This is a genomic window from Enhydrobacter sp. (assembly GCF_030246845.1).
Lineage (GTDB): Bacteria > Pseudomonadota > Alphaproteobacteria > Reyranellales > Reyranellaceae > Reyranella.
Map to the genome: position 1 here is coordinate 2785001 of NZ_CP126889.1, position 26027 is coordinate 2811027.

Annotated in this window: 26 protein-coding genes, 1 tRNA gene and 2 rRNA genes (1 of these 29 cut by a window edge); 22 read left to right on the forward strand and 7 right to left on the reverse strand. The window is 63.5% G+C overall.

All coding sequences use genetic code 11. The features are described 5' to 3' along the window. From OJF58_RS13965 to OJF58_RS13975, 3 genes are all read left to right on the forward strand, one after another. Positions 1-1785: ribosomal RNA gene (locus tag OJF58_RS13965) — 23S ribosomal RNA — on the forward strand; it begins 945 nt to the left of the window's first position. A gap of 82 nt (positions 1786-1867) precedes the next feature. Beyond that, positions 1868-1982: ribosomal RNA gene (gene rrf, locus OJF58_RS13970) — 5S ribosomal RNA — on the forward strand. 57 nt (positions 1983-2039) lie between these two features. Beyond that, positions 2040-2116, forward strand: a tRNA-Met gene (locus tag OJF58_RS13975). Positions 2117-2243: 127 nt separating this feature from the next. Here OJF58_RS13975 and OJF58_RS13980 read toward each other — a convergent pair. Further along, positions 2244-2789 carry a pyridoxamine 5'-phosphate oxidase family protein gene (locus OJF58_RS13980; RefSeq protein ID WP_300778230.1) on the reverse strand — a complete coding sequence of 182 codons (546 nt, stop codon included), beginning with the start codon at positions 2787-2789 and terminating at the stop codon, positions 2244-2246. Between the two features lie 219 nt (positions 2790-3008). Here OJF58_RS13980 and OJF58_RS13985 point away from each other — a divergent pair, with 219 nt between their 5' ends. Continuing rightward, positions 3009-3431 (forward strand): CBS domain-containing protein, encoded by a 423-nt coding sequence (locus OJF58_RS13985; protein WP_300778231.1) that lies wholly within the window; start codon positions 3009-3011, stop codon positions 3429-3431. Positions 3432-3515: 84 nt separating this feature from the next. On the opposite strand, the gene OJF58_RS13990 is transcribed toward OJF58_RS13985, so the two are convergent. Further along, the gene (locus OJF58_RS13990) at positions 3516-3878 is read right to left on the reverse strand and encodes a hypothetical protein (RefSeq protein WP_300778233.1); all 363 of its coding nucleotides are present in this window, start codon (positions 3876-3878) and stop codon (positions 3516-3518) included. Between the two features lie 158 nt (positions 3879-4036). On the opposite strand from OJF58_RS13990, the gene OJF58_RS13995 reads away from it, so the two are divergent. The 7 genes from OJF58_RS13995 to OJF58_RS14025 all read left to right on the forward strand — a co-directional run bounded on the left by OJF58_RS13995 (position 4037) and on the right by OJF58_RS14025 (position 10185). Then, positions 4037-4873, forward strand: coding sequence for a universal stress protein (locus OJF58_RS13995; RefSeq protein ID WP_300778235.1), 837 nt, complete (start codon positions 4037-4039; stop codon positions 4871-4873). Between the two features lie 5 nt (positions 4874-4878). Then, complete coding sequence (gene hemN / locus OJF58_RS14000) at positions 4879-6222, forward strand: oxygen-independent coproporphyrinogen III oxidase (RefSeq protein ID WP_300778238.1); 1344 nt, start codon at positions 4879-4881, stop codon at positions 6220-6222. A 32-nt stretch (positions 6223-6254) separates the two neighbouring features. Beyond that, entirely contained in the window at positions 6255-6470 is a 216-nt protein-coding gene (locus tag OJF58_RS14005) for a hypothetical protein (protein ID WP_300778240.1), read from the forward strand. Between the two features lie 72 nt (positions 6471-6542). Then, complete coding sequence (locus OJF58_RS14010; protein WP_300778241.1) at positions 6543-8108, forward strand: PAS domain S-box protein; 1566 nt, start codon at positions 6543-6545, stop codon at positions 8106-8108. Next, entirely contained in the window at positions 8098-8724 is a 627-nt protein-coding gene (gene fixJ / locus OJF58_RS14015) for a response regulator FixJ (RefSeq protein WP_300778243.1), read from the forward strand. Before OJF58_RS14010 ends, fixJ begins: the two co-directional genes overlap by 11 nt. 74 nt (positions 8725-8798) lie before the next feature. Then, the gene (locus tag OJF58_RS14020) at positions 8799-9173 is read left to right on the forward strand and encodes a response regulator (RefSeq protein WP_300778245.1); all 375 of its coding nucleotides are present in this window, start codon (positions 8799-8801) and stop codon (positions 9171-9173) included. A gap of 130 nt (positions 9174-9303) precedes the next feature. Further along, entirely contained in the window at positions 9304-10185 is an 882-nt protein-coding gene (locus OJF58_RS14025) for an ABC transporter transmembrane domain-containing protein (protein WP_300778246.1), read from the forward strand. Positions 10186-10198: 13 nt separating this feature from the next. Here the strand turns inward: OJF58_RS14025 and OJF58_RS14030 are convergent, their stop codons facing one another. Together OJF58_RS14030 and OJF58_RS14035 are read right to left on the reverse strand one after the other, a co-directional pair. Then, entirely contained in the window at positions 10199-10486 is a 288-nt protein-coding gene (locus OJF58_RS14030; protein WP_366526838.1) for a c-type cytochrome, read from the reverse strand. A 76-nt stretch (positions 10487-10562) separates the two neighbouring features. Beyond that, positions 10563-10823, reverse strand: a complete 261-nt coding sequence (locus tag OJF58_RS14035) for a hypothetical protein (protein ID WP_300778250.1) — start codon at positions 10821-10823, stop codon at positions 10563-10565. On the opposite strand from OJF58_RS14035, the gene OJF58_RS14040 reads away from it, so the two are divergent. From OJF58_RS14040 to OJF58_RS14070, 7 genes are all read left to right on the forward strand, one after another. Then, positions 10822-11019 (forward strand): hypothetical protein, encoded by a 198-nt coding sequence (locus OJF58_RS14040; RefSeq protein ID WP_300778251.1) that lies wholly within the window; start codon positions 10822-10824, stop codon positions 11017-11019. The genes OJF58_RS14035 and OJF58_RS14040 overlap by 2 nt on opposite strands. A 164-nt stretch (positions 11020-11183) precedes the next feature. Then, the gene (locus OJF58_RS14045; protein ID WP_300778252.1) at positions 11184-12260 is read left to right on the forward strand and encodes an NAD(P)-dependent alcohol dehydrogenase; all 1077 of its coding nucleotides are present in this window, start codon (positions 11184-11186) and stop codon (positions 12258-12260) included. 13 nt (positions 12261-12273) lie between these two features. Continuing rightward, on the forward strand, positions 12274-13656 hold the full coding sequence (locus OJF58_RS14050; RefSeq protein ID WP_300778254.1) for a GH1 family beta-glucosidase: 1383 nt from the start codon (positions 12274-12276) through the stop codon (positions 13654-13656). Beyond that, positions 13653-14630, forward strand: coding sequence for a glucokinase (gene glk, locus OJF58_RS14055; protein ID WP_300778255.1), 978 nt, complete (start codon positions 13653-13655; stop codon positions 14628-14630). Before OJF58_RS14050 ends, glk begins: the two co-directional genes overlap by 4 nt. A 5-nt stretch (positions 14631-14635) precedes the next feature. Then, entirely contained in the window at positions 14636-15754 is a 1119-nt protein-coding gene (locus OJF58_RS14060; RefSeq protein ID WP_300778256.1) for an SbmA/BacA-like family transporter, read from the forward strand. 91 nt (positions 15755-15845) lie between these two features. Further along, positions 15846-16535, forward strand: coding sequence for a cyclic nucleotide-binding domain-containing protein (locus tag OJF58_RS14065; RefSeq protein ID WP_300778258.1), 690 nt, complete (start codon positions 15846-15848; stop codon positions 16533-16535). Beyond that, on the forward strand, positions 16528-17262 hold the full coding sequence (locus OJF58_RS14070) for a CBS domain-containing protein (protein ID WP_300778260.1): 735 nt from the start codon (positions 16528-16530) through the stop codon (positions 17260-17262). Before OJF58_RS14065 ends, OJF58_RS14070 begins: the two co-directional genes overlap by 8 nt. Before the next feature lie 94 nt (positions 17263-17356). Here the strand turns inward: OJF58_RS14070 and OJF58_RS14075 are convergent, their stop codons facing one another. From OJF58_RS14075 to OJF58_RS14085, 3 genes are read right to left on the reverse strand one after another with little or no spacing between them, the layout of a single operon-like run. Continuing rightward, a complete protein-coding gene (locus OJF58_RS14075) occupies positions 17357-18205 on the reverse strand; it encodes a hypothetical protein (RefSeq protein WP_300778262.1) in 849 nt (282 codons plus the stop codon). A 45-nt stretch (positions 18206-18250) separates the two neighbouring features. Then, the gene (gene phbB, locus OJF58_RS14080) at positions 18251-18973 is read right to left on the reverse strand and encodes an acetoacetyl-CoA reductase (protein ID WP_300778263.1); all 723 of its coding nucleotides are present in this window, start codon (positions 18971-18973) and stop codon (positions 18251-18253) included. 30 nt (positions 18974-19003) lie between these two features. Next, positions 19004-19876 carry a universal stress protein gene (locus tag OJF58_RS14085; protein WP_300778264.1) on the reverse strand — a complete coding sequence of 291 codons (873 nt, stop codon included), beginning with the start codon at positions 19874-19876 and terminating at the stop codon, positions 19004-19006. Positions 19877-20076: 200 nt separating this feature from the next. Between OJF58_RS14085 and OJF58_RS14090 the strand changes: the two genes are divergently transcribed. The 4 genes from OJF58_RS14090 to OJF58_RS14105 all read left to right on the forward strand — a co-directional run bounded on the left by OJF58_RS14090 (position 20077) and on the right by OJF58_RS14105 (position 25962). After that, on the forward strand, positions 20077-21186 hold the full coding sequence (locus OJF58_RS14090; protein ID WP_300778266.1) for an HlyD family efflux transporter periplasmic adaptor subunit: 1110 nt from the start codon (positions 20077-20079) through the stop codon (positions 21184-21186). 1 nt (position 21187) lies between these two features. Continuing rightward, complete coding sequence (rbbA, locus tag OJF58_RS14095) at positions 21188-23929, forward strand: ribosome-associated ATPase/putative transporter RbbA (protein ID WP_300778268.1); 2742 nt, start codon at positions 21188-21190, stop codon at positions 23927-23929. Positions 23930-23932: 3 nt separating this feature from the next. Next, positions 23933-25057 (forward strand): ABC transporter permease, encoded by a 1125-nt coding sequence (locus OJF58_RS14100; protein WP_300778269.1) that lies wholly within the window; start codon positions 23933-23935, stop codon positions 25055-25057. An 83-nt stretch (positions 25058-25140) separates the two neighbouring features. Next, the gene (locus OJF58_RS14105; RefSeq protein ID WP_300778271.1) at positions 25141-25962 is read left to right on the forward strand and encodes a universal stress protein; all 822 of its coding nucleotides are present in this window, start codon (positions 25141-25143) and stop codon (positions 25960-25962) included. Positions 25963-26027 lie beyond the last annotated feature (65 nt).

A 26027-nucleotide genomic window follows, 5' to 3' on the forward strand; every position in this document is an offset into this window, starting at 1 on the left:
GTCGTCGAGAGGGAAACAGCCCAGACCGCCAGCTAAGGTCCCCAAGTCATGGCTAAGTGGGAAAGGATGTGGGAAGGCCAAAACAACCAGGAGGTTGGCTTAGAAGCAGCCATCCTTTAAAGAAAGCGTAATAGCTCACTGGTCTAAACAAGCCAGCCTGCGCCGAAGATGTACCGGGGCTCAAGCCATGCACCGAAGCTGCGGACTCGAAAGAGTGGTAGCGGAGCGTTCCGTAAGCCTGTGAAGGGAGACCCGCGAGGGCTTCTGGAGGTATCGGAAGTGAGAATGCTGACATGAGTAGCGATAAGGAGCGTGAGAGACGCTCCCGCCGTAAGTCCAAGGGTTCCTGCGCAAGGTCAATCCGCGCAGGGTTAGCCGGCCCCTAAGGCGAGGGCGACAGCCGTAGCCGATGGGAACCACGTCAATATTCGTGGGCCTGCTGGAAGTGACGGATCCTGACAGTGGTCCTGGCTCGTTGGCGAATGCCAGGACGGCCGAGGGGTTCCAGGAAACAGCTCCAGCGTATAGACCGTACCCTAAACCGACACAGGTGGACTGGTAGAGCATACCAAGGCGCTTGAGGGAACGGTGTTGAAGGAACTAGGCAATTTACCCCCGTAACTTCGGGATAAGGGGGCCTCTGTCGGTCTCGACAGAGGGGCACAGACCAGGGGGTGGCGACTGTTTAACAAAAACACAGGGCTCTGCTAAGCCGTGAGGCGAAGTATAGGGTCTGACGCCTGCCCGGTGCCGGAAGGTTAAGAGGAGAGGTTCACGCCTTGAATCGAAGCCCCGGTAAACGGCGGCCGTAACTATAACGGTCCTAAGGTAGCGAAATTCCTTGTCGGGTAAGTTCCGACCTGCACGAATGGCGTAACGACTTCCCCGCTGTCTCCAACACCGGCTCGGCGAAATTGAATTCCCCGTGAAGATGCGGGGTACCCGCAGTTAGACGGAAAGACCCCGTGCACCTTTACTACAACTTTGCAGTGGCATTAGAGAATGGATGTGTAGGATAGGCGGGAGCCTTTGAAGCGCGGGCGCTAGCCTGCGTGGAGGCAACCTTGAAATACCGCCCTTTTGTTCTTTGATGTCTAACCGCGGTCTGTCATCCAGATCCGGGACCCTGCATGGTGGGTAGTTTGACTGGGGCGGTCGCCTCCCAAAGAGTAACGGAGGCGCGCGATGGTGGGCTCAGGCCGGTCGGAAATCGGCTGTTGAGTGCAATGGCACAAGCCCGCCTGACTGCGAGACTGACAAGTCGAGCAGGGACGAAAGTCGGCCATAGTGATCCGGTGGTTCCGCGTGAGTGGGCCATCGCTCAACGGATAAAAGGTACGCCGGGGATAACAGGCTGATACCACCCAAGCGTCCACAGCGACGGTGGTGTTTGGCACCTCGATGTCGACTCATCACATCCTGGGGCTGGAGCAGGTCCCAAGGGTTCGGCTGTTCGCCGATTAAAGTGGTACGTGAGTTGGGTTCAAAACGTCGTGAGACAGTTTGGTCCCTATCTGCTGTGGGTGTTCGAGACTTGAGAGGAGCCGTCCTTAGTACGAGAGGACCGGGATGGACGTACCTCTGGTGTACCGGTTGTGACGCCAGTCGCAGCGCCGGGTAGCTATGTACTGAAGGGATAAACGCTGAAGGCATCTAAGCGTGAAACCCGCCTCGAAACGAGGTCTCGCTGAGAGTCGTGGTAGACCACCACGTTGATAGGCCGCATGTGCAAGTGCAGCGATGCATTCAGCTTAGCGGTACTAATAGCTCGATCGGCTTGATTTCAATCGTTCCGTGCAGCGGTCGACATCCGCTGCCGGCCGAGATCGCACGGACTTTCAGATCCTCATCCTTCGCGCTTCGACGACCTGGTGGCACTGGCGAGAGGTGTCCACCCGATCCCATTCCGAACTCGGCCGTGAAAACTCTCAGCGCCGATGGTACTGTGTCTTAAGGCACGGGAGAGTAGGTCGCTGCCAGGTCTTCCAAGCGCGAAGGCGTCTTCCGATCAAACGACTGTCGCACGCGCATGGATTTGCCGCGGGGTGGAGCAGCCCGGTAGCTCGTCAGGCTCATAACCTGAAGGTCGTAGGTTCAAATCCTGCCCCCGCAACCATTCGAGGCCAACACTCCCGCAGCCCGCGCTGCGGGAGCGTTGTTTTTTGGGGGTCATTGCCAATGGCAATTCGATCCTTGCCGCAATCGTGTCCCGCCTGTCGGCTGTTTATCCCTGTCGCCCTTTCCTAGCCTGCATCGTTGCTCCAGCGATGCTGCAGACTCGCGATATGGACATCGAGATCGCGATCCGAAAAGGTCATGAGGTCGCTGTGACCGAAACCTCGCGAATAGTCCAGGAGAGAGAATATTTCCGGCGCAATGCGGAGCAGTACGACGCTTTTCGATGACGGCCGAGGTGCAATGCGTGCTGCTGCGGCTTTGCGCGCTAGTGCAGGCCGCGGCACCGCGTATTCCGGATAGCGCGTCAGCCGCAGGCGGCTGATATCGTCAAACTCGGTCTGGTCGGTGACGACAGTCGCCGTGCCCGCAAGCGAAAGCCCTTCGATATCGAGAGGACGAGGGGCGTCGCTGCCGATTGCCGCCGACACCCGCGGATCACGCAGGATATTGGCGTACTTCTGCGAGTTGTGCGCGACAAAGCAGTACAACAAGAAGCCGTCGTTGACGTAGCCCACAAGCGTCACCTGCGGCCAGCCGTCGGGCCTGTTGGTCGCGAGTGCCATCAATCGATGCCGGTTCAGCAGTTGAAGTATGGCCTGCTTCTCTTTCACTCGGGATTTCCCGCAATCGAGATTGAAACCGATCGATCTCAGCCAATGGCGCAGGCCTCTTCCTTGATCCAGATCAATCAGGAAAGGGACACTGTTTCCGCCGAAGCCCACCGACGGAACGCAGCGATCAAGTTCTCCGTCGCGTTGATCCAGCGCAAGGCCGGGCCCACAGACGACCGTGTACTGGAACCGTATCGATAGAACGACATGAGGTCCGGGATGCGGAAGCTCGCCGATATCGTCTTCGACCAGAACCCGCTCATTCTCAACGCGGCCCAGTCTGTCGAGGAAGGTTGCAGGAGGATGAGCGAACAGCGGGTCGGCTCGGCACTGGTTTGCAACGACGCGGGCCGGCTCGTGGGAATCTTTACGGGGCGGGATGCCGTCTGCCGGGTACTGGCGCTCCGCAAAGACGCTGCCCGCTGCTCGCTGGCGGAGGCCATGACTCCCGATCCGATCACGCTCTCGCCAGATCAGTCGGCCGTCGACGCGCTGCGCCTGATGTGGGACGGAGGATTCCGCCACGTGCCGCTCGTCAACAAGGCGGGTCGGATCCTCGGCGTGGTGTCACGCGGCGATTTCAGCGGCCTGGAGCTCAGCCATCACGAGGACGAGCGCGAGTTATGGGAGCATATGCGCTGACGGCCTGACGGCGAAATGTATCGCCGGCGTGCGCGGCTTTTCTCGGCCTTCGGAGCCAGGGCCCGACTGCCTTCGGAAAATCCCTTATTGCGGGCGCACATCCACGACTTTGAACGGGCGCGCTACCCCGTCGTGCTCCGTGATCGAGACATACTCGCCGGGCAGGAACTTGTGCTTGTCGAAGCGGAAAATCGGCTCTTCCTCGTCTTCGGACGTATAGGAGAAGGCCCATCTTCCGCCACGATGGTGGATCAGGCGGCCATGCTCGTCATCGGCCTCTTTCCAAAATCGCCGCACCGAGCACTCGTCCTTGAAGTGCGTCCACTGCTTTGGATCGAGCTTGCCGGTGCGATCGAGCGGCGCAGTGAACTCATAGCCGCAGTCGGCACTGCCCTCGGGAAACTCGGGGGTCCGCGCCAGCTCGAGTCGTATCTTCTTCAAGCCCATGATGGATGTCTCCCAAGAGGATCGGTTTCCTTTTTCGATAGTTCGGGTTGAGTGGCCCATGATCCAGATCAAGTGCCTGAGAGGGGTTGACCTGAATCAATGTCGGACCGGCGAGCTTACCGCACAAGTCGCAACTGGCGCCCCAGAGGAGGCCGACGATGAGCTACAAGACGATCCTTGTTCACTGCGATGCGAGTAAGACCGTCGATCACCAGATGGCCGTTGCGACCGAGCTCACGGAGCGTTTCGGCGCGCACCTGATTGGACTTCATGCCCGTCCGCCCTTCGAATCGCCCAATTACATCGACATCGGCGTTCCCATGGGTCCGCTGCTCGACGCCTACGAGCAGAGCGTAAATGCCGAGCAGGCGGCGGCCGCGGCGGCGTTCGACAAGTCCGTGAAGGGAAAGCACCTGGCGACGGAGTGGCGGGTCGTCGATGGATATCCCGACGATGAGCTGACGGTGAACGCACGTTATGCCGACTTGCTCGTCGTCGGACAGTCCGACCGGAAGAATACCTCGCCGATCCCGGGCGGCCTGCCCGAAGCAGTGGCGCTTTCGACCGGCAGGCCGGTCCTCGTGGTGCCGCAGATCGGCGCCGACAAACCACCGGGCAGCGTGGTGATGCTGTGCTGGAGCGCAAGCCGCGAAAGCGCCCGCGCCGCGGTCGACGCGCTGCCGTTTCTGAAGGCAGCGAGGGAAGTGATCGTGCTGGTCGTCGATCCACAAACCTCGGCGAATGGCCATGGACCAGAACCGGGCGCGGATGTGGCGACCTGGCTCGCGCGGCACGGCGTCAAGGTCACCGTGCAGCGGGACGTCGCCGCCGATGCCGATGTCGGCAATGTGATCCTCTCCCGTGCCGCCGACCACGATGTCGATCTGATCGTGATGGGCATCTACGGCCATTCGCGCCTCCGCGAAGTGGTGCTCGGCGGCGTGAGCCGCACCCTGCTGTCCAGCATGACGGTGCCCGTTCTCATGTCGCACTGATCACCATGGATGCGGCGCTCCTCTCGGCCTACGACAGGCCGGTGCCTCGCTATACGAGCTATCCGACCGCTGCGCAGTTCGGTACGGCGGTCGGGCCGGCGCAGCATGCCTCCTGGCTCGCCGATCTGGCGGGCGCATCGGCCGCGCTCTACCTCCACGTGCCGTTCTGCCGCCGGCTCTGCTGGTACTGCGCTTGCCACACCATGGCGATGCGAAGCGAGTCCACGCTCGAAGCCTATGCGGAGGCGCTGTCGCGCGAGATCCTGAAGGTCGCGCGAACGGCGCCCGGGTTGGTGATCGACGCCATCCAGTGGGGAGGCGGCACCCCTGGCCAGATCGGCCCCGCCCGGCTGCGCCGCATTGGCCGCCGCGCGGCGACCCTATTCGACCGCCGACCGCAGGCGGAAGTGTCCTTCGAGATCGATCCGCGCTACTGCGGCCCGGAGCTTGCCGCCGCCGTTGCCGAACTGGGCGTGACGCGCGTCAGTCTCGGCGTGCAAGACTTCGATCCGTCGGTCCAGCAGGCGATCAACCGGCTCCAGTCCTTCGATGATACCGCTGCTGCCATCGATCGATTGCGCGCCGCCGGCATCCGCCGCCTCAATATCGATCTGGTCTATGGCTTGCCGCACCAAACCCTGGACAGCCTGACGAAGACCATCGGACAGGCGTTGCAGCTCGCGCCCGATCGGTTTGCCGTCTTTGGCTACGCGCACGTGCCCTGGATGAAGCCGCATCAACGCTTGATCGACACCGCTGTGCTGCCGGATCTGCAATTGCGGGCCGAGATGGCCCGTCTGGTGGCAGACCGCCTCACCGCCGCGGGTTATGTGCGTGTAGGCCTCGATCACTATGCCGTGCGTGAAGATCCCCTGGCGGTTGCCATGGCCAATTCGAGCCTGCAACGCAATTTCCAAGGCTATGTCGCCGACGGGTCGCGCTGGGTCGTCGGCGTCGGTGCCTCGGCCATATCGAGCTTGCCGCTCGGTTTCAGCCAGAACGTCGTAGAAGCGCGCGATTATATCTCGGCTGTCGTCGGAGGGGCCTTCGCCACGGTTCGAGGTGTCGCTTTGACGGCTGACGATCGATTGCGCGCCGAGATCATCCAACACCTGATGTGCCAGAACTGCGTCGACCTCGCCGAATGCTGCCGACGTTTCGACGTGGATCCCGAGGTGTTCGTGGGCGGCATCGAGCAATTGCCCTCCCTCGAAGAGAACGGTCTGATCGAGAGCAGGGGTTTGAAGCTCGCCGTGACCGAGAAGGGACGGCCGTTGGTCCGTTTCGTGTGCGCCGCCTTTGACCGGTACTACAAGGCCGGTTCAGGCCGTCACGCCAGTGGCATCTGAGGGACCTGGCCGACCGGCATGAGGTTGTCGACATGAGCAGCTACGAACTTGTCTCCCGCCACGTGCGCGCGGCTCTCGACGAAGCCGCGACCCGCTCGATCTCCAGCGATGTCGTGGCGCGCTGTCTCCTGTCGGAGGCGATCCGGCTCTTCAAGCAGAACCGGTCGAACGACGACATTGCGGCCGAACTGGCGGCCGCTGCCGACAAACTCGACGAGGATGCGCCGCTGGCCTTCATTCGTCCTTAGCGGGCCGATCCGCGCAGTCGGTGGCGGCGGACGCCGCCTCCTGTGCTATGGTGGAGGGAAAGGCGTCAGTGGATGACCTCGACAGCTTCGCCCGGCCCTGCGCCGCCCGTGCTTTCGGCGCTCGTTGCAGCCTCGAGCCACGCCGAGCTGCTGCTGTCGCCGACACTGGACGTCCTGGCTGCGAGCGATCCTTACCTCGAGGCTGTCAACCTTCTCCGCAAGGACCTGATTGGCCGGAACCTGCGTCAGGTGCTGGCAGGCAGCCCGGGATTGCCTCGGCTTGTCGCCTCGATCGAAACAGCCGCGCAGATGGGGCACCCCCATCGGACGGCCGTGGAGAGGATCCTCGTCGCGGCCGCGAACGGCCGCGGTGGCGAGCGTCAGTTCCAAATGATCAATTCGCCGGTTGTGGTCGGGGGCGAGGTCAAATGGATCCTGCACGGCATTGTGGAACCGGCGCGTTCGCAGAGCCCGATGCAGCCGCTGTCCGACATGGCTTCCTCGCTCGAAGAGGCCCGGGCCCTTCTGCAGTCGATTTTGCAAACAGTGCCCGACGCGATGATCGTGATCGACGAACGGGGCCTGATCGAATCCGTCAGCGCCACGGCGGAGCGCCTGTTCGGCTATACGACGGACGAGATCGTCGGCAAGAACGTCTCGCTGCTCATGCCCTCTCCCCATCGGGAGCTGCACGATAGCTATCTCGATCGCTATCTGACGACCGGCGAGCGCCACATTATCGGCATCGGTCGCATTGTGGTCGGGCAGCGTCGAGACGGCACGACCTTCCCAATGCATCTTACGGTCGGCGAGCTGCGCACGGCGTCGAAGCACTTCTTCACGGGCTTTATCCGCGATCTCACTGACCAGCAGATGACCGAGAACCGGTTGAAGGATCTTCAGTCGGAAGTGGCGCACATGTCGCGTTTCACGGCACTCGGCGAGATGGCATCGACGCTCGCGCACGAGATCAACCAGCCTCTGACTGCGATCAACAATTACCTGCGCGGATGTCAGCGGCTGCTCGACAAGGTCGAGAACGGATCGATCGCCATGCTGCGCGATGCCCTGGGCAAGGCGGCGGACCAGACCCTGCGGGCGGGACAGATCATCCGGCGCCTGCGCGAATTCGTCGCCCGCGGCGATACCGAGCGCCAGGTCGAGAGCCTGCCCAAGCTCATAGAGGATGCCAGCACTCTCGCCCTGATCGGTGCCAAGGAGAACGGTGTTGCGGTCTCCTTCCGGCTCGATCCGAAAGCCGATCTGGTGGTGGCCGATCGCATCCAGATCCAGCAGGTTCTGGTCAACCTGATCCGCAACGCGATCGACGTGCTGGCGGAGTGGAAGGGTCCTCGCGAGATCGAGATCGAGACCGTCGCCAAGGCCGATCTGACGGTCCAAATCAGTGTAATCGACAGCGGCAGCGGTCTTGCGCCCGAGGTTGCGGCGCAGCTCTTCCAGCCTTTCGTGACGACCAAGAAGAAGGGGATGGGATTGGGACTTTCGATCTGCCGCACGATCGTCGAGGCGCACGGCGGCAAGATCTGGGTCGAACCCCGGGCAGGTGGCGGCACGATCTTCCGCTTCACGCTGCGGGTCGCCAACGAGGAGGACGAGGAGGAGGATCTTGCCGGATAGCCAGGTTGTCCACGTAGTCGACGATGACGCCGAAGTGCGGCAGTCCCTCGCCTTCCTGCTGAGCACGGCCGGATTCGCGGTCCGAGTGTACAAATCGGCGGTCGCGTTTCTCGAGGCTCTGCCACGAGCGCAGGATGGCTGCGTCGTCACCGACATACGCATGCCGGAGATGGATGGGCTGGAATTGCAGCGCAAGCTCAAGGCGGCAAGGAGTACAATGCCGGTGATCGTAATAACGGGCCATGGCGACGTGTCGCTCGCCGTCGAGGCCATGAAGGCAGGCGCCGTCGATTTCATCGAGAAGCCGTTCGACGACGAGGTGCTGCTCTCGGCAATAAAAGCGGCGCTCGCGCAGCACAAGGATGACCGCGAGCGCGGGTCGAGGGCTGCCGAGATCCGCAGCCGGCTGGCGCTCCTGTCGGAACGCGAGCGGCAAGTCCTCGATGGCCTGGTGGCCGGCAAGGCAAACAAGGTGATTGCCTACGATCTCGGCATTTCCGCGCGCACCGTGGAGATCTATCGCGCCAACGTCATGACCAAGATGCAGGCGGACAGCCTGTCGGCCCTTGTGCGCATGGTGCTCGTCGACTCGATGTCGGGTCGGGCCTTGCGCTAGATCAAGTTGCGGTCTCCTGTCCGGCGCTATCGGGAAGTCGTCACCCGATGGTGAACGGACAGAGGATCTGCGAGATGGCCGACAAATGCGCGGTCGTATGCGTTGTGGACGACGATGCGGCGGCGCGAAGCGCCCTCAAGTTCGCGCTCGAGGTCGACGGCCTGGACGTACGCCTCTATGACGGGCCGCAAGCCTTGCTTGCCGAGGAAAGCTTGCCGCGGGAAGCCTGCCTCGTCATCGACTACCGCATGCCCGAGATGGATGGTCTCGATCTCGTCAGGGCGCTCCGGGCGCGCAAAATAGGCCTTCCGGCAATCATGATCACAGGTCGGGCGAACAAGGACTTGCGCAGGCGGGCGCAGAAGTGCGGCGTTCACTGCCTTCTCGAGAAGCCGCTGTCCGACGGTCAGCTCATTGCGTGCATCCGGTCGGCTCTTGCTGGCGGCTGACCGCGACCATCACGGGAGCATCGCGATGTGGCCACGGTCGATCATGGGATTTGTTCTGCAGGTGACTGGGTGGCACCAGCTCGGCCTCGCCCTGCTGTCGGCCGCCGTATTCCTGCTGAGCGCGGTGCCATTGGAGATCCAGCGCCGTATCGTCAACGATCTGACCGAGAAGGGTGCGTTCAGCAACATCCTGTGGCTGGCCTTCGGCTATGCGGCCGTCGCGCTTGCAGACCAGATCCTCAAGGTGCTGCTCAACGTCTATCGAGGATGGGTGGCCGAAAGCACGGTCCGGTCCCTGCGGCGTTCCATTGCCGAGGCAGACATCGGCGGCGCGACGGAGTCGCCATCGCCGATCGATGCCGGCGTCGAGATCGCGATGATCCTGGAGGAGGCCGAGCCGATCGGCGGCTTCACCGCCCTCAGCGTCTCGCAACCGCTGCTCCAGGGCGGCATCCTGCTGAGCGTCGTGGGCTATATGCTGGCTCTGCAGCCGTCGCTCGCGGCGCTCGGTTTGGCCTTCTTCCTTCCGCAGGTTCTGTTCGTTCCTCTGTTCCAGAGGTCGATCAACCGGCGCGCCCGAAGGCGCATCCTGACCAAGCGCGCGATCAGCGGAACGATCGCAGAAGGCAGCGCTCATGGAGGCACGGGGGCCGAGGCCGCGGGTATCCAGCGGATCTTTGCCTTGAACATGGGCATTTACCGGCTGAAATACGTGATGAACTTGCTGATGAACCTGATGCATCACCTGTCGGTAGCGGCTGCGCTTTGCATCGGTGGCTGGCTGGTGCTGCAGGGCCGTACCGAGGTGGGCACGGTGGTGGCGATTGTGGGCGGTCTTGGCAAGCTCAATGATCCGTGGGGCGATCTCGTGGACTGGGCGCGCGAACTCTCCGTTGTGCGCGTCAAGTACCGGCTGTTCGCGGAAGCGGCGAACTGGTTGACCGGCATGGGCTGGCCCGGCGCCGCGCCGGACCTTCCCTCGCCTCCAATGCCGGTCGAGAAAGCCGCTTGATCACGGGCCCGACCTATCGTTTTCCCAACGTTCGTATGTAAGCGATGAGATCGTCCTGTTCCCGTGACGTCAGGGAGAAATCGGGCATGCGACCATGCGATGCGGACATGGCGCGGCGCAGAGACGTGTCGGTCGTTTGCGGCGCGTCGGCGAGGGCCGGGAAGCTGGGTACCCCGTCGGCGCGTCCTGTGGTCGCCGATCGCGTTACGATGTGGCAGTTGGCGCACCAGCGCTCGGCGAGCACCCTGCCTGTCGCGACATCCTGCGCTGGCGCGATCGCCGGCTGCAATGCCAGCAGCACGGCGACCAAGCCGGACGCCCATTTCCGGCCGACGGCGGCCCGATTCCGGTAAGACATGGCTTGTCGGTTCCTCGGTCTATTTTTCAGGAGCCGGCCCGCCGGTGCGGCGAAGCGACCGCCGGTAGAGCAGAGTCTCCGCGGCCAGAAAGAGGCCCAGACCGGCGAATGCCACGCACACCGTGACAAGATAGTACGTTTCGTTGATCGTCATCGCATTCTCCTCGCCGTCCAATAAATGGCGCGACGACCAGCCGATGCCTTGACCTATCTCAAGGCACTCCCTCCCCGCGGGAGATGTGTATTGACGACATTTTACTGCATTGACGATGTCGGCCATGCGCAACTTCATCTTTCGATGCCCCGCTCTGGGCGTGAACGTGCAGGCGAGCGCTGCGTTACGCGACTGTGGCGAAGGTCGGAGATATGTAGGTCAGCGCTGCGCGGCTTGCGGCAACCTGCATCTCGTAAATCCCGACAACGGCAAATTGCTTGCCGAGGACCTCGCATCCGATGCCCAAAATCGCCCCGATTGACCGATGCCGACGGAAAGGCCGCAGGCGGCGAATTGACGGACAAAGTTCGGCAGTGCGTCGTGGCATGCAGACCGTCACGGTGGAGGACGGTCGTTGCTTGATGCAGGTCAAAGGCAGGGCCGCCCTCCGCATACTAGGTTCGACGGCAAGTGTGGAGACGAAGCATGCCCAAGATGAAGGCCGCGATCTTTGCCGAGCCAGGCCGCATCGTTCTCGAGGCCAAGCCCATTCCGGACGTCGGCCCGCTCGACGCGCTGGTTCGGGTGACGACGACCACCATCTGCGGGACGGACATCCACATCCTTCGAGGCGAGTATCCGGTCCGGAAAGGTCTGACGGTCGGGCATGAACCGGTGGGGATCATCGAGAAGCTGGGGTCAGCGGTAGTCGGGTACGAGGAAGGCCAGCGTGTGATCGCGGGGGCGATCACGCCCAGCGGCCACAGCAATGCCTGCTTGTGCGGTCAGCATTCGCAGGACGGGGCAGGCACGCGCCATGGCTTCAAGTCGATGGGCGGATGGCGGTTCGGCAACACGATCGACGGTTGCCAGGCGGAGTATGTTCTCGTTCCGGATGCCATGGCGAACCTTGCCCCGGTGCCGGACAAGCTGACCGACGAGCAAGTGCTCATGTGCCCCGACATCATGTCGACGGGGTTCAGTGGCGCGGAAAGCGGCGGCGTCAGGATAGGCGATACCGTCGCGGTCTTCGCCCAGGGTCCGATCGGCCTTTGCGCTGCCGCCGGCGCCCGCCTGATGGGAGCGACGAAGATCATCGCCGTCGATACGATCGCCGAGCGCCTTTCCGTGGCACGCCGGCTGGGTGTCGACTTTGTCGTGGACTACAAGCGTGACGATCCGGTCGAGGCGATCCGGACCATCACGCACGGACGGGGCGTCGATGTCGCCATAGAGGCTTTGGGCATGCAGTCCACCTTCGAGAGCGCCCTCCGGGTCCTGCGGCCGGGTGGCACGCTTTCGAGCCTCGGCGTCTATTCCACGGATTTGCGCATTCCGCTCGATGCGTTCGCAGCCGGCCTCGGCGACAGCAAGATCGTCACGACACTCTGCCCGGGCGGCAAGGAGCGGATGCGCCGTCTGATGGAGGTCATCGCGTCGGGCCGCGTCGATCTCAAGCCGCTCGTCACTCACCGTTTCACCCTCGATCAGATCGAGGAAGCCTACGACCTGTTCGCTCATCAGCGCGACGGTGTCCTGAAGGTGGCGATCGCCGCCGCGTAGAGGGGGGAACACCATGGAAGACGATGTCGTGCTCGATCGCGGGGGCGCGCCAGTAGCCGAACGCCGGGAGTTGCCGCACGACTTCGTGTGGGGCGTGTCGACGTCCAGCTACCAGATCGAAGGCGCGACCGACGTCGATGGGCGTGGTCCGAGCGTCTGGGATGCCTACTGCAGGGTGCCAGGCCATATCGCGAATGGGGACACGGGCGACCTTGCCTGTGACCACTATCACCGATATGCCGAGGACATTTCCTTGATGCGCAAGCTTCGCGTCCACGCCTACCGTTTCTCGGTGGCGTGGCCGCGCGTGCTACCGAAGGGGCGCGGGGCCTCGAACGAGGCCGGGCTCGCCTTTTACGATCGTCTGATCGACGGCCTTCTCGCGGCCGGTATCGAGCCATGGCTCTGTCTCTACCATTGGGATCTGCCGCAGGCGCTTCAGGAGGAAGGAGGGTGGCTGAACCGGGACATCGCCGGCTGGTACGGCGACTACGCCGAGCTGGTGGCGCGCCGCTACGGCGATCGCATCCGGCGCTTCGCCACCTTCAACGAGCCGTCCGTCTTCAGCCTGTTCGGCTACGGATTCGCCTGGCATCCGCCCGGGCTGGTCGATCCGGTGGCTCTCAATCGTGCAATCCACCACGTCAACCTCGCGCATGGGAGGGGCGTCGATGTGTTGCGCGCGCATGTCCCTCGAAGCTCCATCGGCGCCATCCACAACGTGCAACCGAGCCGGGCGGCGGGACCGCGGTCTGCCGCCGATGTCGCCGCGGCGAAGTTGCTCGATGCCTACTGGAACAGGGCATTCCCGGAACCACAGTTGCTGGGCCGCTATCCCGAAGAGCTCGCCAGGCTCGTCGAGCCCCACATGCAGGCGGGCGATCTGGATCGGATTTGCCGCCCGATCGACTGGTTCGGCGTCAATCACTACTCACCGATCTATGCGAAGGCCGCGTCCGAGGCGGTGCTCGGTTTCGCCTGGGCCGATGCACCGGCAGACGTTCCCCGTTCACCGATCGGATGGCAGGTCGATCCGATCGCTTTTCGTGACACGCTGCTCGACGTGTGGCGTCGCTACCGTTTGCCGATCTATGTCACGGAGAATGGTGCTGGCGCCAACGAGTCGCCCGACGGTGCCGGGGAGGTCGTGGATCACGAGAGGGTGCGCTACCTCAAGACATACATCTCCGCCTTGCGTGACGCGGTCGCGGCCGGCGCCGATGTGCGCGGCTATTTCGTGTGGTCCCTGCTTGACAACTTCGAATGGGGAGCGGGTTATGCCAACCGCTTCGGCCTGGTCTACATCGACTATCCAAGTCAACGCCGCATCCCAAAGGAATCGGCACACTGGTACGCGCGGATGATTCGTGCCGAAGCCCTGCGGGGCCTCGGATGAGCCGCTTGCTCCTCGCCGACATCGGCGGCACCTACGCCCGGTTCACATTTGCTTCCGGCAAGGCAGTCGGGCCAATCTGGTCGACCGAAGTCGGCGCGCATCATGATGTAGGGAAAGCGATCGCCGCGTTCCTCGAGACCGACGCGCATCGAGCGGGAATCGACGGTGCGCTGTTCGCGGCCGCGGGTCCTGTCCAGGGCGGGCAGTGCCGATTGACCAATGCCGCCTGGATCATCGACGAAGAAGAGATCGCAGGAACGTTCGCCATCCCCTGGGTTCGGGTCGTCAACGATCTCGAGGCGGTGGCCGCCGGTCTTGCCGATCTGCCCCCCGCGCAGACGCGACCGATCGGGGCCGGCGCCGCAATTCCCGGCGCACCCATGGCCATCATCGCTCCAGGCACGGGGCTAGGCATGGCCTGCCTGTTTCCCGGACCGGGCGGCCGGTGCGTTCTCCCCAGCGAAGGCGGCCACGCCGGCGTCGCCGGCATCGATGAACATTCCGATGCGGTGATCGGGTTCCTGAGGCGCCGCTTCGGACGCGTGTCTGCGGAAAGGGTCCTGTCGGGTCCGGGATTGAGCAATCTCCACCAGGCCATCGTGTCACTTCAAGGCGGCAGGAGTTCCGTCAGAAGTCCCAGCGAGATAACGGCTGGCGCCCTGGACCGGTCCTCTCCGGCATGCCTGGCTGTCATCGACATGTTTTGCGCCCTCCTGGGAGCTGTCGCAGGCGACACGGCACTGACATTCGGGGCGAGGGGCGGGGTGTTCATCGGCGGCGGTATCGTTCCCAGGTTCGTGGAGCACCTTTCCCGATCGGCCTTCCGACAATGGTTCGAGGCGAAGGGGCGGCTGGGCGCCTACGCGGCGCGAATCCCGACACGCGTCATCCTCCACCCCAATCCTGCATTCTTTGGCTTGATCAGCCTCGCCGAGGGCCTCCGGGGACCGCGACGGTCGGTCCAGCCGGCTTGATTCAGATGACCGGCGAGTCCACGGCCCGCCTCGTGACGCCTCGCGCCGCGCTGCGTCGCTTCTGGAAAGCGGCGCGCGGATTCTGGCGCGGGCCGGCGGCGTGGGCGCTCATCGCGATGCTGGTCGCCTGCGTCATCCTGCAGCTTTTCGTGCAGTACCGGCTGAACTTCTGGAACCGGGACTTCTTCAATGCCCTGGAAGCGCGCGATGGACGCCTGATCTGGCAGGAGACGCGCCTGCTGCTCGTTCTGGCCGCGGCCAGCACCGCGCTCGCCATCGTCGCGGTGTGGGGACGCATGACGTTCCAGCGCCGCTGGCGGGATTGGCTGACCCGATCGTTGATCGATGCCTGGCTGGCCGAGCAACGATATCAGCGCCTCGGCTTCGTGAATGGCCAGCGCCAGAATCCCGAATATCGCATCACCGAAGACGCGCGCCTGGCGACGGACGCGCCGATCGACCTGGCTGTCGGTCTCCTGTCGGCGCTGCTGGCGGCTGCTGCCTTCATCGTCATCCTGTGGAACGTGGGCGGATCGCTCCAAATCCATATCCGGGGCGAAGTCCTGACCATTCCCGGATATCTGGTGATCGCCTCGGTCGTCTATGCCACGACGACAACGCTCGGCATGACGACCATCGGGCGGCATATGGTCGACGTGATCGAGAACAAGAACCAGGCGGAGGCGGATTTCAAGTATGTGGTCGCACGCGTGAACACGCGAACGACCCTTGCGGCGGTACCGGATGACGCATCGATACTGGCCACGGCGCAGGCCGCCGTCATCCGGCAGTGGAGGCGACTGTGCGGCCAGCATATGCGCACGACCCTGGTGTCGCACGGCAATACGCTGCTGGCTCCGGTTGTCGGCCTTCTTCTTTGCGCGCCCAACTACGTTTCCGGGGCGGTCAGCCTCGGGCAGGTCACCCAGTCGGCCGCGGCCTTTGTCGCCGTTCAAGGCGCCTTCAACTGGCTGGTCGACAACTATCCACGTCTCGCCGAATGGATGTCCTCGGCATACCGTGTCGGCATCCTGCTGAAGGCTCTCGACGGGCTCGGCGAGCGCCTGCCTGTGCTGGCTCGCGAGGAACTGCAGCCGAGCCGGACGGACCCACAGACTACGTAGATTCCCTTAGGCCAATACCTGAATGGTGACGGCGGTCGGCCGGCGGTAGGGGATGGTCATCGAGATCGTGTTCATTCCAGGAGAGAGACCGATGACCGCTACCGCAACCGTCCGCATCCCCGCGCATCGCCCGCCGGCTGGCCTGCTGGCGCAGCGCGTTCTCACCCCCCGTTCGATGGACGAAGGCCAGGCGGCCGGCGCGCGGCGGACTTTTGTCAAGGGCGAGGAACTGTTCGCCGAGGGCGAGGCGGCGGACTTCTTCTACAAGGTGGTGTCCGGCACGGTGCGGGTATGCAAGCTCCTGAGCGACGGCCGCCGGCAGATCGAGGCGTTCCAGCTGCCGGGCGACATCTTCGGGCTGGAGAGCGGCACGGAGCACCACTTCACCGCCGAGGCGGTGGAGGACACCGTGGTTCTCGCCTTTCGGCGCAGCCGGTTTGCCAGCCTCCTGCATGACAACCCGACATTCGGCGACCAGCTCATGAGTTCGATGATCATCAGCCTGGAGCGGGCGCAGGAGCACATGGTGCTGCTGGGGCGCAAGACGGCGGAGGAGAAGATCGCCACCTTCCTGCTCGACATGTCGCGTCGACTGGCGAATGCCGACCGCGTCGACCTGCCGATGCAGCGTACCGACATCGCCGACCATCTCGGCCTCACCATCGAGACGGTGTCCCGTACGTTGAGCCAGATGGTGCGCGACGGCCTCATCAAGCTCGCCGCTACCGGCCGCACCATCGTCATCAGCAACAAGATCGGTCTTCAGGCCCTGAATGGCTGAGCACATCGAGGCGCCGGAAGGAGAGGAAGCCATGCGCGCGAAAGACGTGATGTCCAATGGCGTCATGTCCGTGATGGCGGACGCAACGGTCTTCGACGCCGCGGAGATCCTGACCGCCGAACGCATAAGCGCGGCTCCCGTAGTCGACGATCAGGGCCGGATGGTCGGCATTGTCAGCGAAGCCGACCTCATTCGCCGCGCCGAGATCGGCACCATGCCGCACAAGTCGTGGCTGCAGCGTTTGCTCGCCGACGATGCCACCACGGCGGCGCGCTATGTGCGGTCCCATTCGCGCCGCGTGAGGGACGTGATGACCAAGGCGGTCGTCTCGGTCGACGAGGATGCCACGTTGGCGGAGATAGCCGAGCTCATGTCCAAGCATGGCATCAAACGCGTGCCGGTGGTTCGAGACGGCTTTGCGGTGGGTGTCGTGAGCCGTGCCAATCTGCTGGAGGCGCTGCTCTCGCGCGAGCCGGGAAGCGAGTCCTCCCATCCGACCGACGTGCAGCTGCGTCGCGAGGTATCGGCCGCAGTCGAAAAGCAGTCTTGGGCGTCGGCTTGGCCGATCAATGTCGTCGTGAGCGCGGGTGTGGTCCATCTGTGGGGGTTCGCGTCGAGTGATGTGATTCGCAAGGCTTGTCGGGTGGCTGCCGAGAATGTTCCGGGTGTGAAAACCGTCAAAAATCACATGCGTGTCATACCGCCATCGGTGACCATGGGCATGTAAATCGGAACCCAACGCCCTTGTGCGTCGGCACCGGGCGGAACTGGTCCGTCAGCGAACGGCCGAACGGTCTACGGGCAGCCCGCCAAAGGCCGGCTCAGAAAGGCGTTCGAGGTCCCTCTATTGCCATCTTGTTCGCGACAGGGTCGGGAACCATGGCCGATGCCCGCGGCGGGGCCGACATCTGTGCTTCCCGGGCGGCTTGCAGCAAACCATTCGCCTCTGCCATCAACGGACCGAGCAGGGCCTCGATCTCGTCGGACGTCGCCAGGATTTGCTGGAAAGCTGTCCGCAGAGCTTCGGGATCCGCGGCTGCAAGCGCCGTCTCCAGGTCCTGCTCGCCTGTGCTCCCGATGAGCCGGGCGACGATGCACCGCGCAGCGGCATTGCACGTCCGTACGTCTGTCAGCCCCTGGAGGATGCGCGCCGCGACTTCGTCAATGGCGGAAGGGCGACCAGTCTCCATGGCTGGCCCCGGCTGCGAGCCGCCGCCGCTTCCCGAATAGGCATCCCTTTGCTGGAGCGTCTGCAGCGTACGTGTCAGGGGCTCATCGACGACAGCCTCGCGATCCGTCAGTCGATAGATGACGCCTCCGTCACGAACCATGATTTCGCGAACGACATCATCGTTGCATGTGCGCACTTCGCGGACGTTGCAGGAGGAGAGGGCAGTCGTGGAATCGAGCAGGAAGTGGCGCGCGGCCACGTGGCAAAGTTCAGCATCCGTGCCGTCGACGCAAAGGCGTTCCACTCGAACACCGTCCGGAGCCCGTATATCCGCAACTGTGGCAAGCACCGGCGCATCGGTGAGCTTGACGACTTGCCCCAGAGTCAGCCCGTGAAAGTGCTGCTCGAGCGCAGCTTGGGAAAGAACGACCGGAATGCGGCCCTCCTGCGCTATTTCCTGTCGTAAGGCCTCGAGATCAGCATGGAGATCTTCGGTCATGTCGGCACCTTTCTCAAAGGGAGACGGATCGGGGAGCGATGGCGACTAAACGAGGTACTGGCCGCCATTGGCAGTGATGGTCGAGCCGGTGATGAATCCAGCCCGTTCGCTTACGAGGAACTGGACAATCCGTGCGACGTCGTCGCCCTGGCCGAGGTGTCCTACGGGAATTTGGGAGACGATCCTGGCCAGGACCTCCTTCGCCACGGAGGCCACCATATCGGTTTCGATGTAGCCTGGGGCCACGGCATTCACCGTAATTCCCCGGGCCGCGCTTTCCAGTGCAAGAGCCTTCGTGAAGCCCAGCATGCCAGCCTTGGCGGCGGCATAGTTCGTCTGTCCGAACTGGCCCTTCTGACCGTTGATTGACGAGATATTGACGATACGGCCGAAGCCGCGGTCGCGCATGCCACCGATCAGGAGCCGGCACATGTTGAAGCAAGAGGTGAGATCGGTGGAGATCACCTCGTGCCATTGCGCCGGCGTCATCTTGTGCAATGGGACATCGCGGGTAATGCCGGCGTTGTTGACGAGAATATCGATCGGCCCGACGTCGCGTTCGATCTGCTTGAGCGAAACGTCGCAAGCCGCGAACTGCGAAACGTCGAACTTGAAGGCCGCTATGCCTGTCTCGTGCACGAAACGTTGCGCCGTTTCCTCGTTGCCATGGTAGGTCACGGCGACGCTGTGGCCGTCATCCTTCAAGGCAGTGGCGATCGATCGGCCGATGCCGCGTGTGCCGCCCGTGACCAGTGCCGTACGTTTCATGGGCATCGCCCTTTCACCTTTCGAAGCGCGTCAGTGCATCAACAGCACTGGCCGATCGCACTGATCGAGGAAGTGCCGGGTGCAGCCGCCAAAGACCATCTCGCGGACGCGGCCATGGCCGTAGGCGCCCATGACCAGCAAGTCGGCATCGATCTCGATCGCCAGGGACTGAAGACGTTCGACAACGGGCTGCGAAGAGGAGCGCAGCCATCGGGGAAGGGCGACAATGCCGTTCCACTCCAGGCGCTGCACAAGATGGTAGAGGCTTTCAGGCGAAGCGCCGGCGCCCTCTTCGGCGCTGGCGACGAAGACACGCGTGCTCGCCGCCAGCAGCGGAAGCGCGGCAGCAAGCGCGCGGGCCGATTCCGCGGTTTCTTTCCAGAACACGAGCACCGTGCCCATGAGATGCCGGCGCCGCTGGTCGGACGCGAGGAGCAACGGCCGACCGCTGGTCACGAGGATCTGCTCCACGAGGTCGGGCGGCAATCCGTTGCTGCGCGATCTGCGACCGATGACCGTCAGATCGTTGTGCCGCGCGCAACGCACGATCCTGGCCGCGGCGTCATCGTGCTCCTCGCACCAGGATGCCGAGACACAGGCTCGGCCCAGATCGGCCGGACTGACCGCTATGTCGATCGCTTCCCGTTCGCAAAGCTCCTCGAAATGATGCAGAGCGGCCGAGGCGCGCTTCTGGGCCGTTGTCTCCAGATGGTCAAGAGCGGCATGCAGGGCGCCGCCTCTGGCGAAATCGATATGTGGTGTGTGGATGGCCGCTTCCGCCGGACTTATCCGTACATGGAGAAACTCGAGATGGGCGTCGAACGGCTTCGCGGCAGCCAGTGCGGTATCGAACACCGCCTTGTCCGTCGAGCGGCCGCCCGCCAGCACCAGGATCGTTCGCATCGGTAGCCCCCGGGGTTAGCGAAAGCACAATCGAGCAGATGGCGCTCGGCTGCCTTGACATGTGTCAAGCAACGCCCGGTCCGGCACCGGAGGAAGCGGGCGCACCGACTTTGATCTGCGTCAAGCTTCGCAGCGCTCACGTGAGCTAGGTACGCCACAAGTCGGAGGTTCCGACCGGCCGAGCAGCCGGGAGCGTCTGTATGGGCGATACGCACAATATCGATCCGACATTGGTGAAGGGCGCCGGCGCGTCGGTTGATGCACGGTCGATTCCAGCAGTGGCCGGCCGTTTGCCGGTCCCCGCGATAGCCGCTCCCGATCGCCCGCGGCAACCGAGGCGCTGGTTCCGTGTCGTAGCAGCCCTGTTGTTGCTGCTGGCAACGATGGCGGGTGGCCTTTACTGGTGGATGCACCGCCTGCCGCCATTGCCCGCCGGGATCGCCGTCGGCAACGGTCGCATCGAGGCGGATCCAATCGATATTGCAACCAAGTTTGCCGGCCGCGTCTTCGAGCTGCGGGTGGACGAGGGCGACGTGGTAAAGGCGGGGCAGGCACTGGCGATCATGGATACCCGCGATCTCGCCGAGTCTCTCAAGAAGGCTCGGGCCCAGGTAGCGCTATGGGAGAAATCCGTCGGCGAAGCCAAGGCCAACCTCGAGCAAATCCGCAGCCAGGTCGTGCTGGCGACCCAGGAGATGGATCGGACCAGGCATCTATTCCAGAACGGCTGGGCCACCAGGGAACTGTTCGACCAGCGCCTGCAACAACTGAATGCGGCGCGTGCGGCCGAAGCTGCAGGCGTCGCCAGGGTGAATGTGGCCGAGCACGCTCTCGACGCTGCTTTGCACGATGCGGCACTCTACGAGGTCAATATCGCCGACAATACGCTGGTCGCACCCCGCGACGGCCGGATTGAGTACCGTATCGCCAATGTCGGCGAGGTGCTGCCGGCCGGTGGCAAGGTCTTCACCATGCTGGACACCACCTACGTCTACATGGACATCTATCTGCCGACCCTGACGGCGGGCCGCGTCAAGGTCGGCGACGATGCGCGCATCGTGCTGGACGCCTATCCGGACAATCCGATGGCGGCCAAAGTGACTTTCATTGCTTCGCAGGCGCAATTCACGCCAAAGATGGTCGAGACCCAGAGCGAGCGCGACAAGTTGATGTTCCGTGTCCGGGTGCGAATCGATCTGGATCGCCCGGGGGCGCGCGCCGTGTCGATGACAAGCGGCCTGCCGGGCGTTGCCTATGTCCGATTCGATCCGAAGGCGGCCTGGCCGGAGCGCCTGCAGAAAAAGTCCTGACATGGTTGCCGCTCCTGTCGCACGTCTCGCCGGCCTCGGCCATCGCTATGGCAGCGTTGCGGCGATCGAGGCCGTCACGCTCGACCTGCCCGGCGCGGCCATGGTCGGCCTGATTGGTCCCGACGGCGTCGGCAAATCCACGCTGCTTGGCATCGTGGCCGGTACCAAGCGAATCCAGGACGGCATCGTCGAGGTTCTCGGCGGCGACATGAGGAACACGAACCATCGCGACTCGATTCGCTCACGCATCGCGTTCATGCCGCAAGGATTGGGCAGGAACCTCTATCCTGACCTCAGCGTCCGCGAGAACCTGGAGTTCTTCGGCCGCCTCTTTGGGCAAGCTCGCGCTGAGCGCGCGATGCGGATGGCGGAGCTGCTCGACAGCACAGGGCTCGCCCCGTTTGCGGATCGACCCGCCAGGAAACTATCGGGCGGCATGCGCCAGAAGCTCGGGCTTTGCTGCTCGCTGATCCACGATCCGGATTTGCTGATTCTCGATGAGCCGACGACGGGCGTCGATCCGCTGTCGCGGCGCCAGTTCTGGGAACTGATCGACCGCCTGCGCGCCCGCCGGCCGGGCATGAGCGTCATTGTGGCGACCGCCTACATGGAGGAAGCCGAGCGTTTCGACTGGCTGGTTGCGATGAATGCCGGCAAGGTGCTTGCCCAGGGCTCGCCGGACGCGCTGAGGGCGAAGGCGGGGGTCGCGACCATCGAGGAAGCTTTCATCGACCTGCTTTCGGATGAGATCAAGGCGAGCCGCCGCGTCCTCGAGATACCTCCGCGAACGGGGTACGATCACGATGCGGTAATCGTCGCACGCGACCTGACCCGTCGATTCGGCGACTTTACGGCCGTCGACCATGTGTCCTTCGACATAGGACGGGGCGAGATTTTCGGCTTCGTGGGTTCCAACGGCTGCGGCAAGACCACGACCATGAAGATGCTCACCGGATTGCTGCCGCCCAGCGAAGGCATGGCGATACTGCTCGGCCATCCCGTCGATGGCTCTGACATGCTGTCGCGCATGCGCGTGGGATACATGGCGCAGTCGTTCTCTCTCTATACCGAGCTGACGGTGCGGCAGAACCTGGACCTTCATGCACGGTTGTTCCGCCTGCCGGCGAGGAAGGCCCAGCGGCGGATTGAGGAACTCGTCAAACGTTTCGGTCTTTCGGACTATGCCGGGCAGCTGGCTTCGACCCTTCCTCTTGGCATTCGACAGAGGCTGTCGCTCGCGGTTGCGGTCGTCCATGAGCCGGACCTCCTTATTCTCGATGAACCCACCTCGGGCGTCGATCCGATGGCGCGTGACTCGTTCTGGGAACTGCTCATCGATCTATCGCGGAACCAGGGCGTGACGATCTTTGTCTCGACCCATTTCATGAACGAGGCGGCGCGCTGCGATCGGCTTTCGCTGATGGACGAGGGCCGCGTGCTGGCGACGGAGACGCCGGCCGCCCTCGCGCGCAGCCGTGGGGTCCACACTCTGGAGGACGCTTTCATCAGCTATCTCGAGGAAGCAAACCGCAAGTCGGGACGCACGATTCCCGCAGGGCGCGCGGCGCCTCCGTACATAGCCCCGCGGGCCAGAGCGGACGAGCCATCCCGGTCGTTCAGTGTCCGCCGCATGATGGCATATGCGGTACGCGAATCGCTCGAGCTGTTGCGTGACCGAATTCGGCTGGCTTTTGCGCTCGGCGGGACGGCATTTCTTATGCTGCTCTTTGGATTCGGCATCACCACCGACATCAATTCCCTTTCCTTCGCTGCCCTCGACCGCGACAATTCATTCGAGAGCCGGGCTTACCTCGGAGAATTGCGCGGTTCGCCTTACTTCGTCGAGCAACCGGCGCTACGGGACGCCCAGGATCTCCAGGATCGCATCAAGAGCGGGAGGGCCATGGCCACAATAGAGATTCCCCCCGGATTCGGCCGCGACCTGAAGCGTGGCCGGACTGTCCAGGTGGGCGTCTGGATCGACGGTGCCATGCCGTTCCGGGCCGAGACTGTCCGGGGGTATCTCGAGGGAGTCCATCAGCGATATCTCGCCGATACTGCCATTCGCGGCCACGCCACGGGAGGGCCGGCGGGGCCGTCGGCCGATATCTCGGTGAGATTCTCCTACAATCAGGACTTCGACAGCATCTACGCCATGGTGCCGGCGCAGCTTGCGCTCCAGCTTGCCCTCATTCCGGCGATCCTCATGGCGCTCGCCGTCGTGCGCGAGAAGGAGCTCGGCTCGATCGTCAATCTCTACGTGACGCCGGTGACGCGGCTCGAATTCCTTCTCGGCAAGCAGATCCCGTACGTTGCACTTGCCATGTTGAACTTCGTCATCCTGCTCCTCATGGCGGTGCTCGTGTTCGATGTCCCTCTGAAAGGGAGCTTTGCCACTTTGCTGTTGGGCTCTCTCATCTATGTCATCGCCACGACGGCGTACGGCCGACTGATCTCGGCCTTCACCAGAACCCAGATCGCGGCGTTGTTCGGAACGGCCATCCTGACGGTGCTTCCGGCCACCATGTTCTCGGGCATGCTGGTTCCCGTGTCGTCCTTGACCGGTGTCGGCGCAATTCTCGGCCGGCTTTTCCCGATGACGTACTTTCTGCCGATCAGCGTCGGCACCTTCACGAAGGGGCTCGGCCTGGCTGATCTGTCGGCCGATCTCTTGCTGCTCTCGGCCTTCGTTCCGGGATTGACCCTGCTTGGCCTGGCCGTGTTGCGGCGTCAGGAAAGATGAGCCATGCGCTCTGCCTCCACCATCTTCTGGCTGTCCATCAAGGAGGTGCGCAGCTTTCTCCGCGACTGGGTCCTTCTCGCACTGGTCATCTACTCATTTTCGCTGGCCATCATCGCTCAGGCGCAGAGCAGTTCGCAGGAACTCCACAATGCGTCCATCGGCGTTGTCGACGACGATCGCTCCGAGCTATCCCGGCGCATTCTGCGGGCCTTCCTGCCTCCACATTTCAAGACCGCCCAGCCCGTGAACGAACGCGACGTGGGTCGGCTGATGGACGGCGGCCGATTTACCTTCATCGTCGACATTCCGCCCAATTTCGAGCGCGACCTGCTCGCAGGGCGCCGTCCCGTCCTTCAGGTGACGGCGGACGCCACGGCGCTGATGCAGGCAGGCATCGGCCTTGGTTACGCGCAGCAGATCATCGCGGCCGAGATCGCGAGCTTCGTGGGCCGGGACGAAGCCGTACCTGCATCGCCGGTCAGCCTCGTCGTGCGCGTCGCCTTCAATCCCAATGTCACGACGGGCTGGTTCACCAGCATCATGGGGATCATCAGCAATGTGACGACTCTGGGCATCATCCTGGCGGGCGCGGCCGTTGTGCGGGAGCGGGAGCACGGGACCATGGACCATTTGCTGACCATGCCGATCACACCGTTCGAGATCGCCATGGCGAAAGTGCTGGGCAACGCGCTCGTTATCCTCGTCGCCGTCGGCCTGTCGCTGTGGCTGATCGTGCAGCATCTGCTGGGCGTTCCCATCGCCGGCTCGGTTCCGTTGTTCATGGTCGGGGTTGCCCTGTATCTCTTCTTCGCGACCTCTGTGGGCATCTTTCTCGCGACCATTGCCCGGACGATGCCTCAGCTCGGCTTGCTGTTCATACTTGTTGCTGTCCCTCTCAATATACTTTCCGGTGCCAACACGCCCCTGGAAAGCATGCCTCTTCTCCTTCGAACCGCGATGCAGGCGTCGCCCTCGACGCACTTCGTGTCCTTCGGCCAGGCGATACTGTACCGCGGCGCGGGTCTTGACGTCGTATGGCTTCAGTTTCTGGAGGTCGGCCTGATGGGCGCTCTGTTCCTGGCGATCGGCCTGTTCCGCTATCGTCGAGTGTCCAGTCAGGGTGCCTGACATCGAGGCTGGAGTTGATCTGAATCAACGCGGTTCCGCCTCCCGCCGGTAGTGATGATCGCAGCGCCGGAAGGAGAGACGAGATGACCTTCAAGACAATCGTGGTCCATTGCAACGGCGACAAGGCGATCCAGCAGCGTTTGGCTGTCGCGACGGACCTCGCAACCAGGTTCGACAGCTATCTCGTCGGCCTGCACGTCCGGCCGCCTTTCCAGCCACCTGTGTACTTCGACGGCAGCTTCGTGATGGACGACCTCTACAAGATTCACGAGGACACCCAAGCCGCCGAGCAGAAGGCGGCTCTGACCGCGTTCGCGGCGGCGACCGAAGGCCGCAACATCGCCGTCGAGCGCGAAATCGTGGACGGACTGGTCGACAGGGAGGTGACGAAGCGCGCCCGGTGCGCGGATCTCACGGTCCTCGGCCAGACCGGCAGCGACATGCCGGCTGCGACGCTTCCCGATTTACCGGAGGTGGTGGCCTTGGCGGCAGGCCGGCCGGTGCTGGTCGTTCCCTACATCCCGGTCCGCCGGCCGATCGGCCGGAACGTCATCTTGTGCTGGAACGCGAGTCGTGAGTCGGCGCGCGCCGCAGCAGACGCCCTGCCGTTCCTGAAGGACGCCGACAAGGTTACCGTGCTCAGCTTTCGCGCGGACGGCGAGGACATGGGCGCGCATGCGGCCGTGAAATGGTTGGGCAGGCACGGTGTCAAGGCCGCGGCGGTCGAGGAGTCCCTGGGCTCTGTCGACGTAGGGGATCTGGTGCTTTCGCGCGCCTCGGATCTCGGCGCGGACATGATCGTGATGGGTGTCTATGGCCATACACGGGTACGCGAGATGGTGCTGGGCGGCGTGAGCCGCACGCTGCTGCGAAGCATGACGGTGCCCGTCTTCATGGCGCACTAGGGTGCAGAAGGGAGCGGCCAGTGCTGCAGTTGCTGCGGTCGTAAGCCGAACGTCCGGAAGCATAG

What these genes read in the sequence shown, in the direction of transcription:
- OJF58_RS13985 (WP_300778231.1), top strand. Translation starts at nt 3,009, where the DNA reads ATGCGGAAGCTCGCCGATATCGTCTTCGACCAGAACCCGCTCATTCTC.
- OJF58_RS13990 (WP_300778233.1), bottom strand. Translation starts at nt 3,878, where the DNA reads ATGGGCTTGAAGAAGATACGACTCGAGCTGGCGCGGACCCCCGAGTTT.
- OJF58_RS13995 (WP_300778235.1), top strand. Translation starts at nt 4,037, where the DNA reads ATGAGCTACAAGACGATCCTTGTTCACTGCGATGCGAGTAAGACCGTC.
- hemN (WP_300778238.1), top strand. Translation starts at nt 4,879, where the DNA reads ATGGATGCGGCGCTCCTCTCGGCCTACGACAGGCCGGTGCCTCGCTAT.
- OJF58_RS14005 (WP_300778240.1), top strand. Translation starts at nt 6,255, where the DNA reads ATGAGCAGCTACGAACTTGTCTCCCGCCACGTGCGCGCGGCTCTCGAC.
- OJF58_RS14010 (WP_300778241.1), top strand. Translation starts at nt 6,543, where the DNA reads ATGACCTCGACAGCTTCGCCCGGCCCTGCGCCGCCCGTGCTTTCGGCG.
- OJF58_RS14020 (WP_300778245.1), top strand. Translation starts at nt 8,799, where the DNA reads ATGGCCGACAAATGCGCGGTCGTATGCGTTGTGGACGACGATGCGGCG.
- OJF58_RS14040 (WP_300778251.1), top strand. Translation starts at nt 10,822, where the DNA reads ATGCGCAACTTCATCTTTCGATGCCCCGCTCTGGGCGTGAACGTGCAG.
- OJF58_RS14035 (WP_300778250.1), bottom strand. Translation starts at nt 10,823, where the DNA reads ATGGCCGACATCGTCAATGCAGTAAAATGTCGTCAATACACATCTCCC.
- OJF58_RS14045 (WP_300778252.1), top strand. Translation starts at nt 11,184, where the DNA reads ATGCCCAAGATGAAGGCCGCGATCTTTGCCGAGCCAGGCCGCATCGTT.
- OJF58_RS14050 (WP_300778254.1), top strand. Translation starts at nt 12,274, where the DNA reads ATGGAAGACGATGTCGTGCTCGATCGCGGGGGCGCGCCAGTAGCCGAA.
- glk (WP_300778255.1), top strand. Translation starts at nt 13,653, where the DNA reads ATGAGCCGCTTGCTCCTCGCCGACATCGGCGGCACCTACGCCCGGTTC.
- OJF58_RS14060 (WP_300778256.1), top strand. Translation starts at nt 14,636, where the DNA reads ATGACCGGCGAGTCCACGGCCCGCCTCGTGACGCCTCGCGCCGCGCTG.
- OJF58_RS14065 (WP_300778258.1), top strand. Translation starts at nt 15,846, where the DNA reads ATGACCGCTACCGCAACCGTCCGCATCCCCGCGCATCGCCCGCCGGCT.
- OJF58_RS14070 (WP_300778260.1), top strand. Translation starts at nt 16,528, where the DNA reads ATGGCTGAGCACATCGAGGCGCCGGAAGGAGAGGAAGCCATGCGCGCG.
- OJF58_RS14075 (WP_300778262.1), bottom strand. Translation starts at nt 18,205, where the DNA reads ATGACCGAAGATCTCCATGCTGATCTCGAGGCCTTACGACAGGAAATA.
- phbB (WP_300778263.1), bottom strand. Translation starts at nt 18,973, where the DNA reads ATGAAACGTACGGCACTGGTCACGGGCGGCACACGCGGCATCGGCCGA.
- OJF58_RS14085 (WP_300778264.1), bottom strand. Translation starts at nt 19,876, where the DNA reads ATGCGAACGATCCTGGTGCTGGCGGGCGGCCGCTCGACGGACAAGGCG.
- OJF58_RS14090 (WP_300778266.1), top strand. Translation starts at nt 20,077, where the DNA reads ATGGGCGATACGCACAATATCGATCCGACATTGGTGAAGGGCGCCGGC.
- rbbA (WP_300778268.1), top strand. Translation starts at nt 21,188, where the DNA reads ATGGTTGCCGCTCCTGTCGCACGTCTCGCCGGCCTCGGCCATCGCTAT.
- OJF58_RS14100 (WP_300778269.1), top strand. Translation starts at nt 23,933, where the DNA reads ATGCGCTCTGCCTCCACCATCTTCTGGCTGTCCATCAAGGAGGTGCGC.
- OJF58_RS14105 (WP_300778271.1), top strand. Translation starts at nt 25,141, where the DNA reads ATGACCTTCAAGACAATCGTGGTCCATTGCAACGGCGACAAGGCGATC.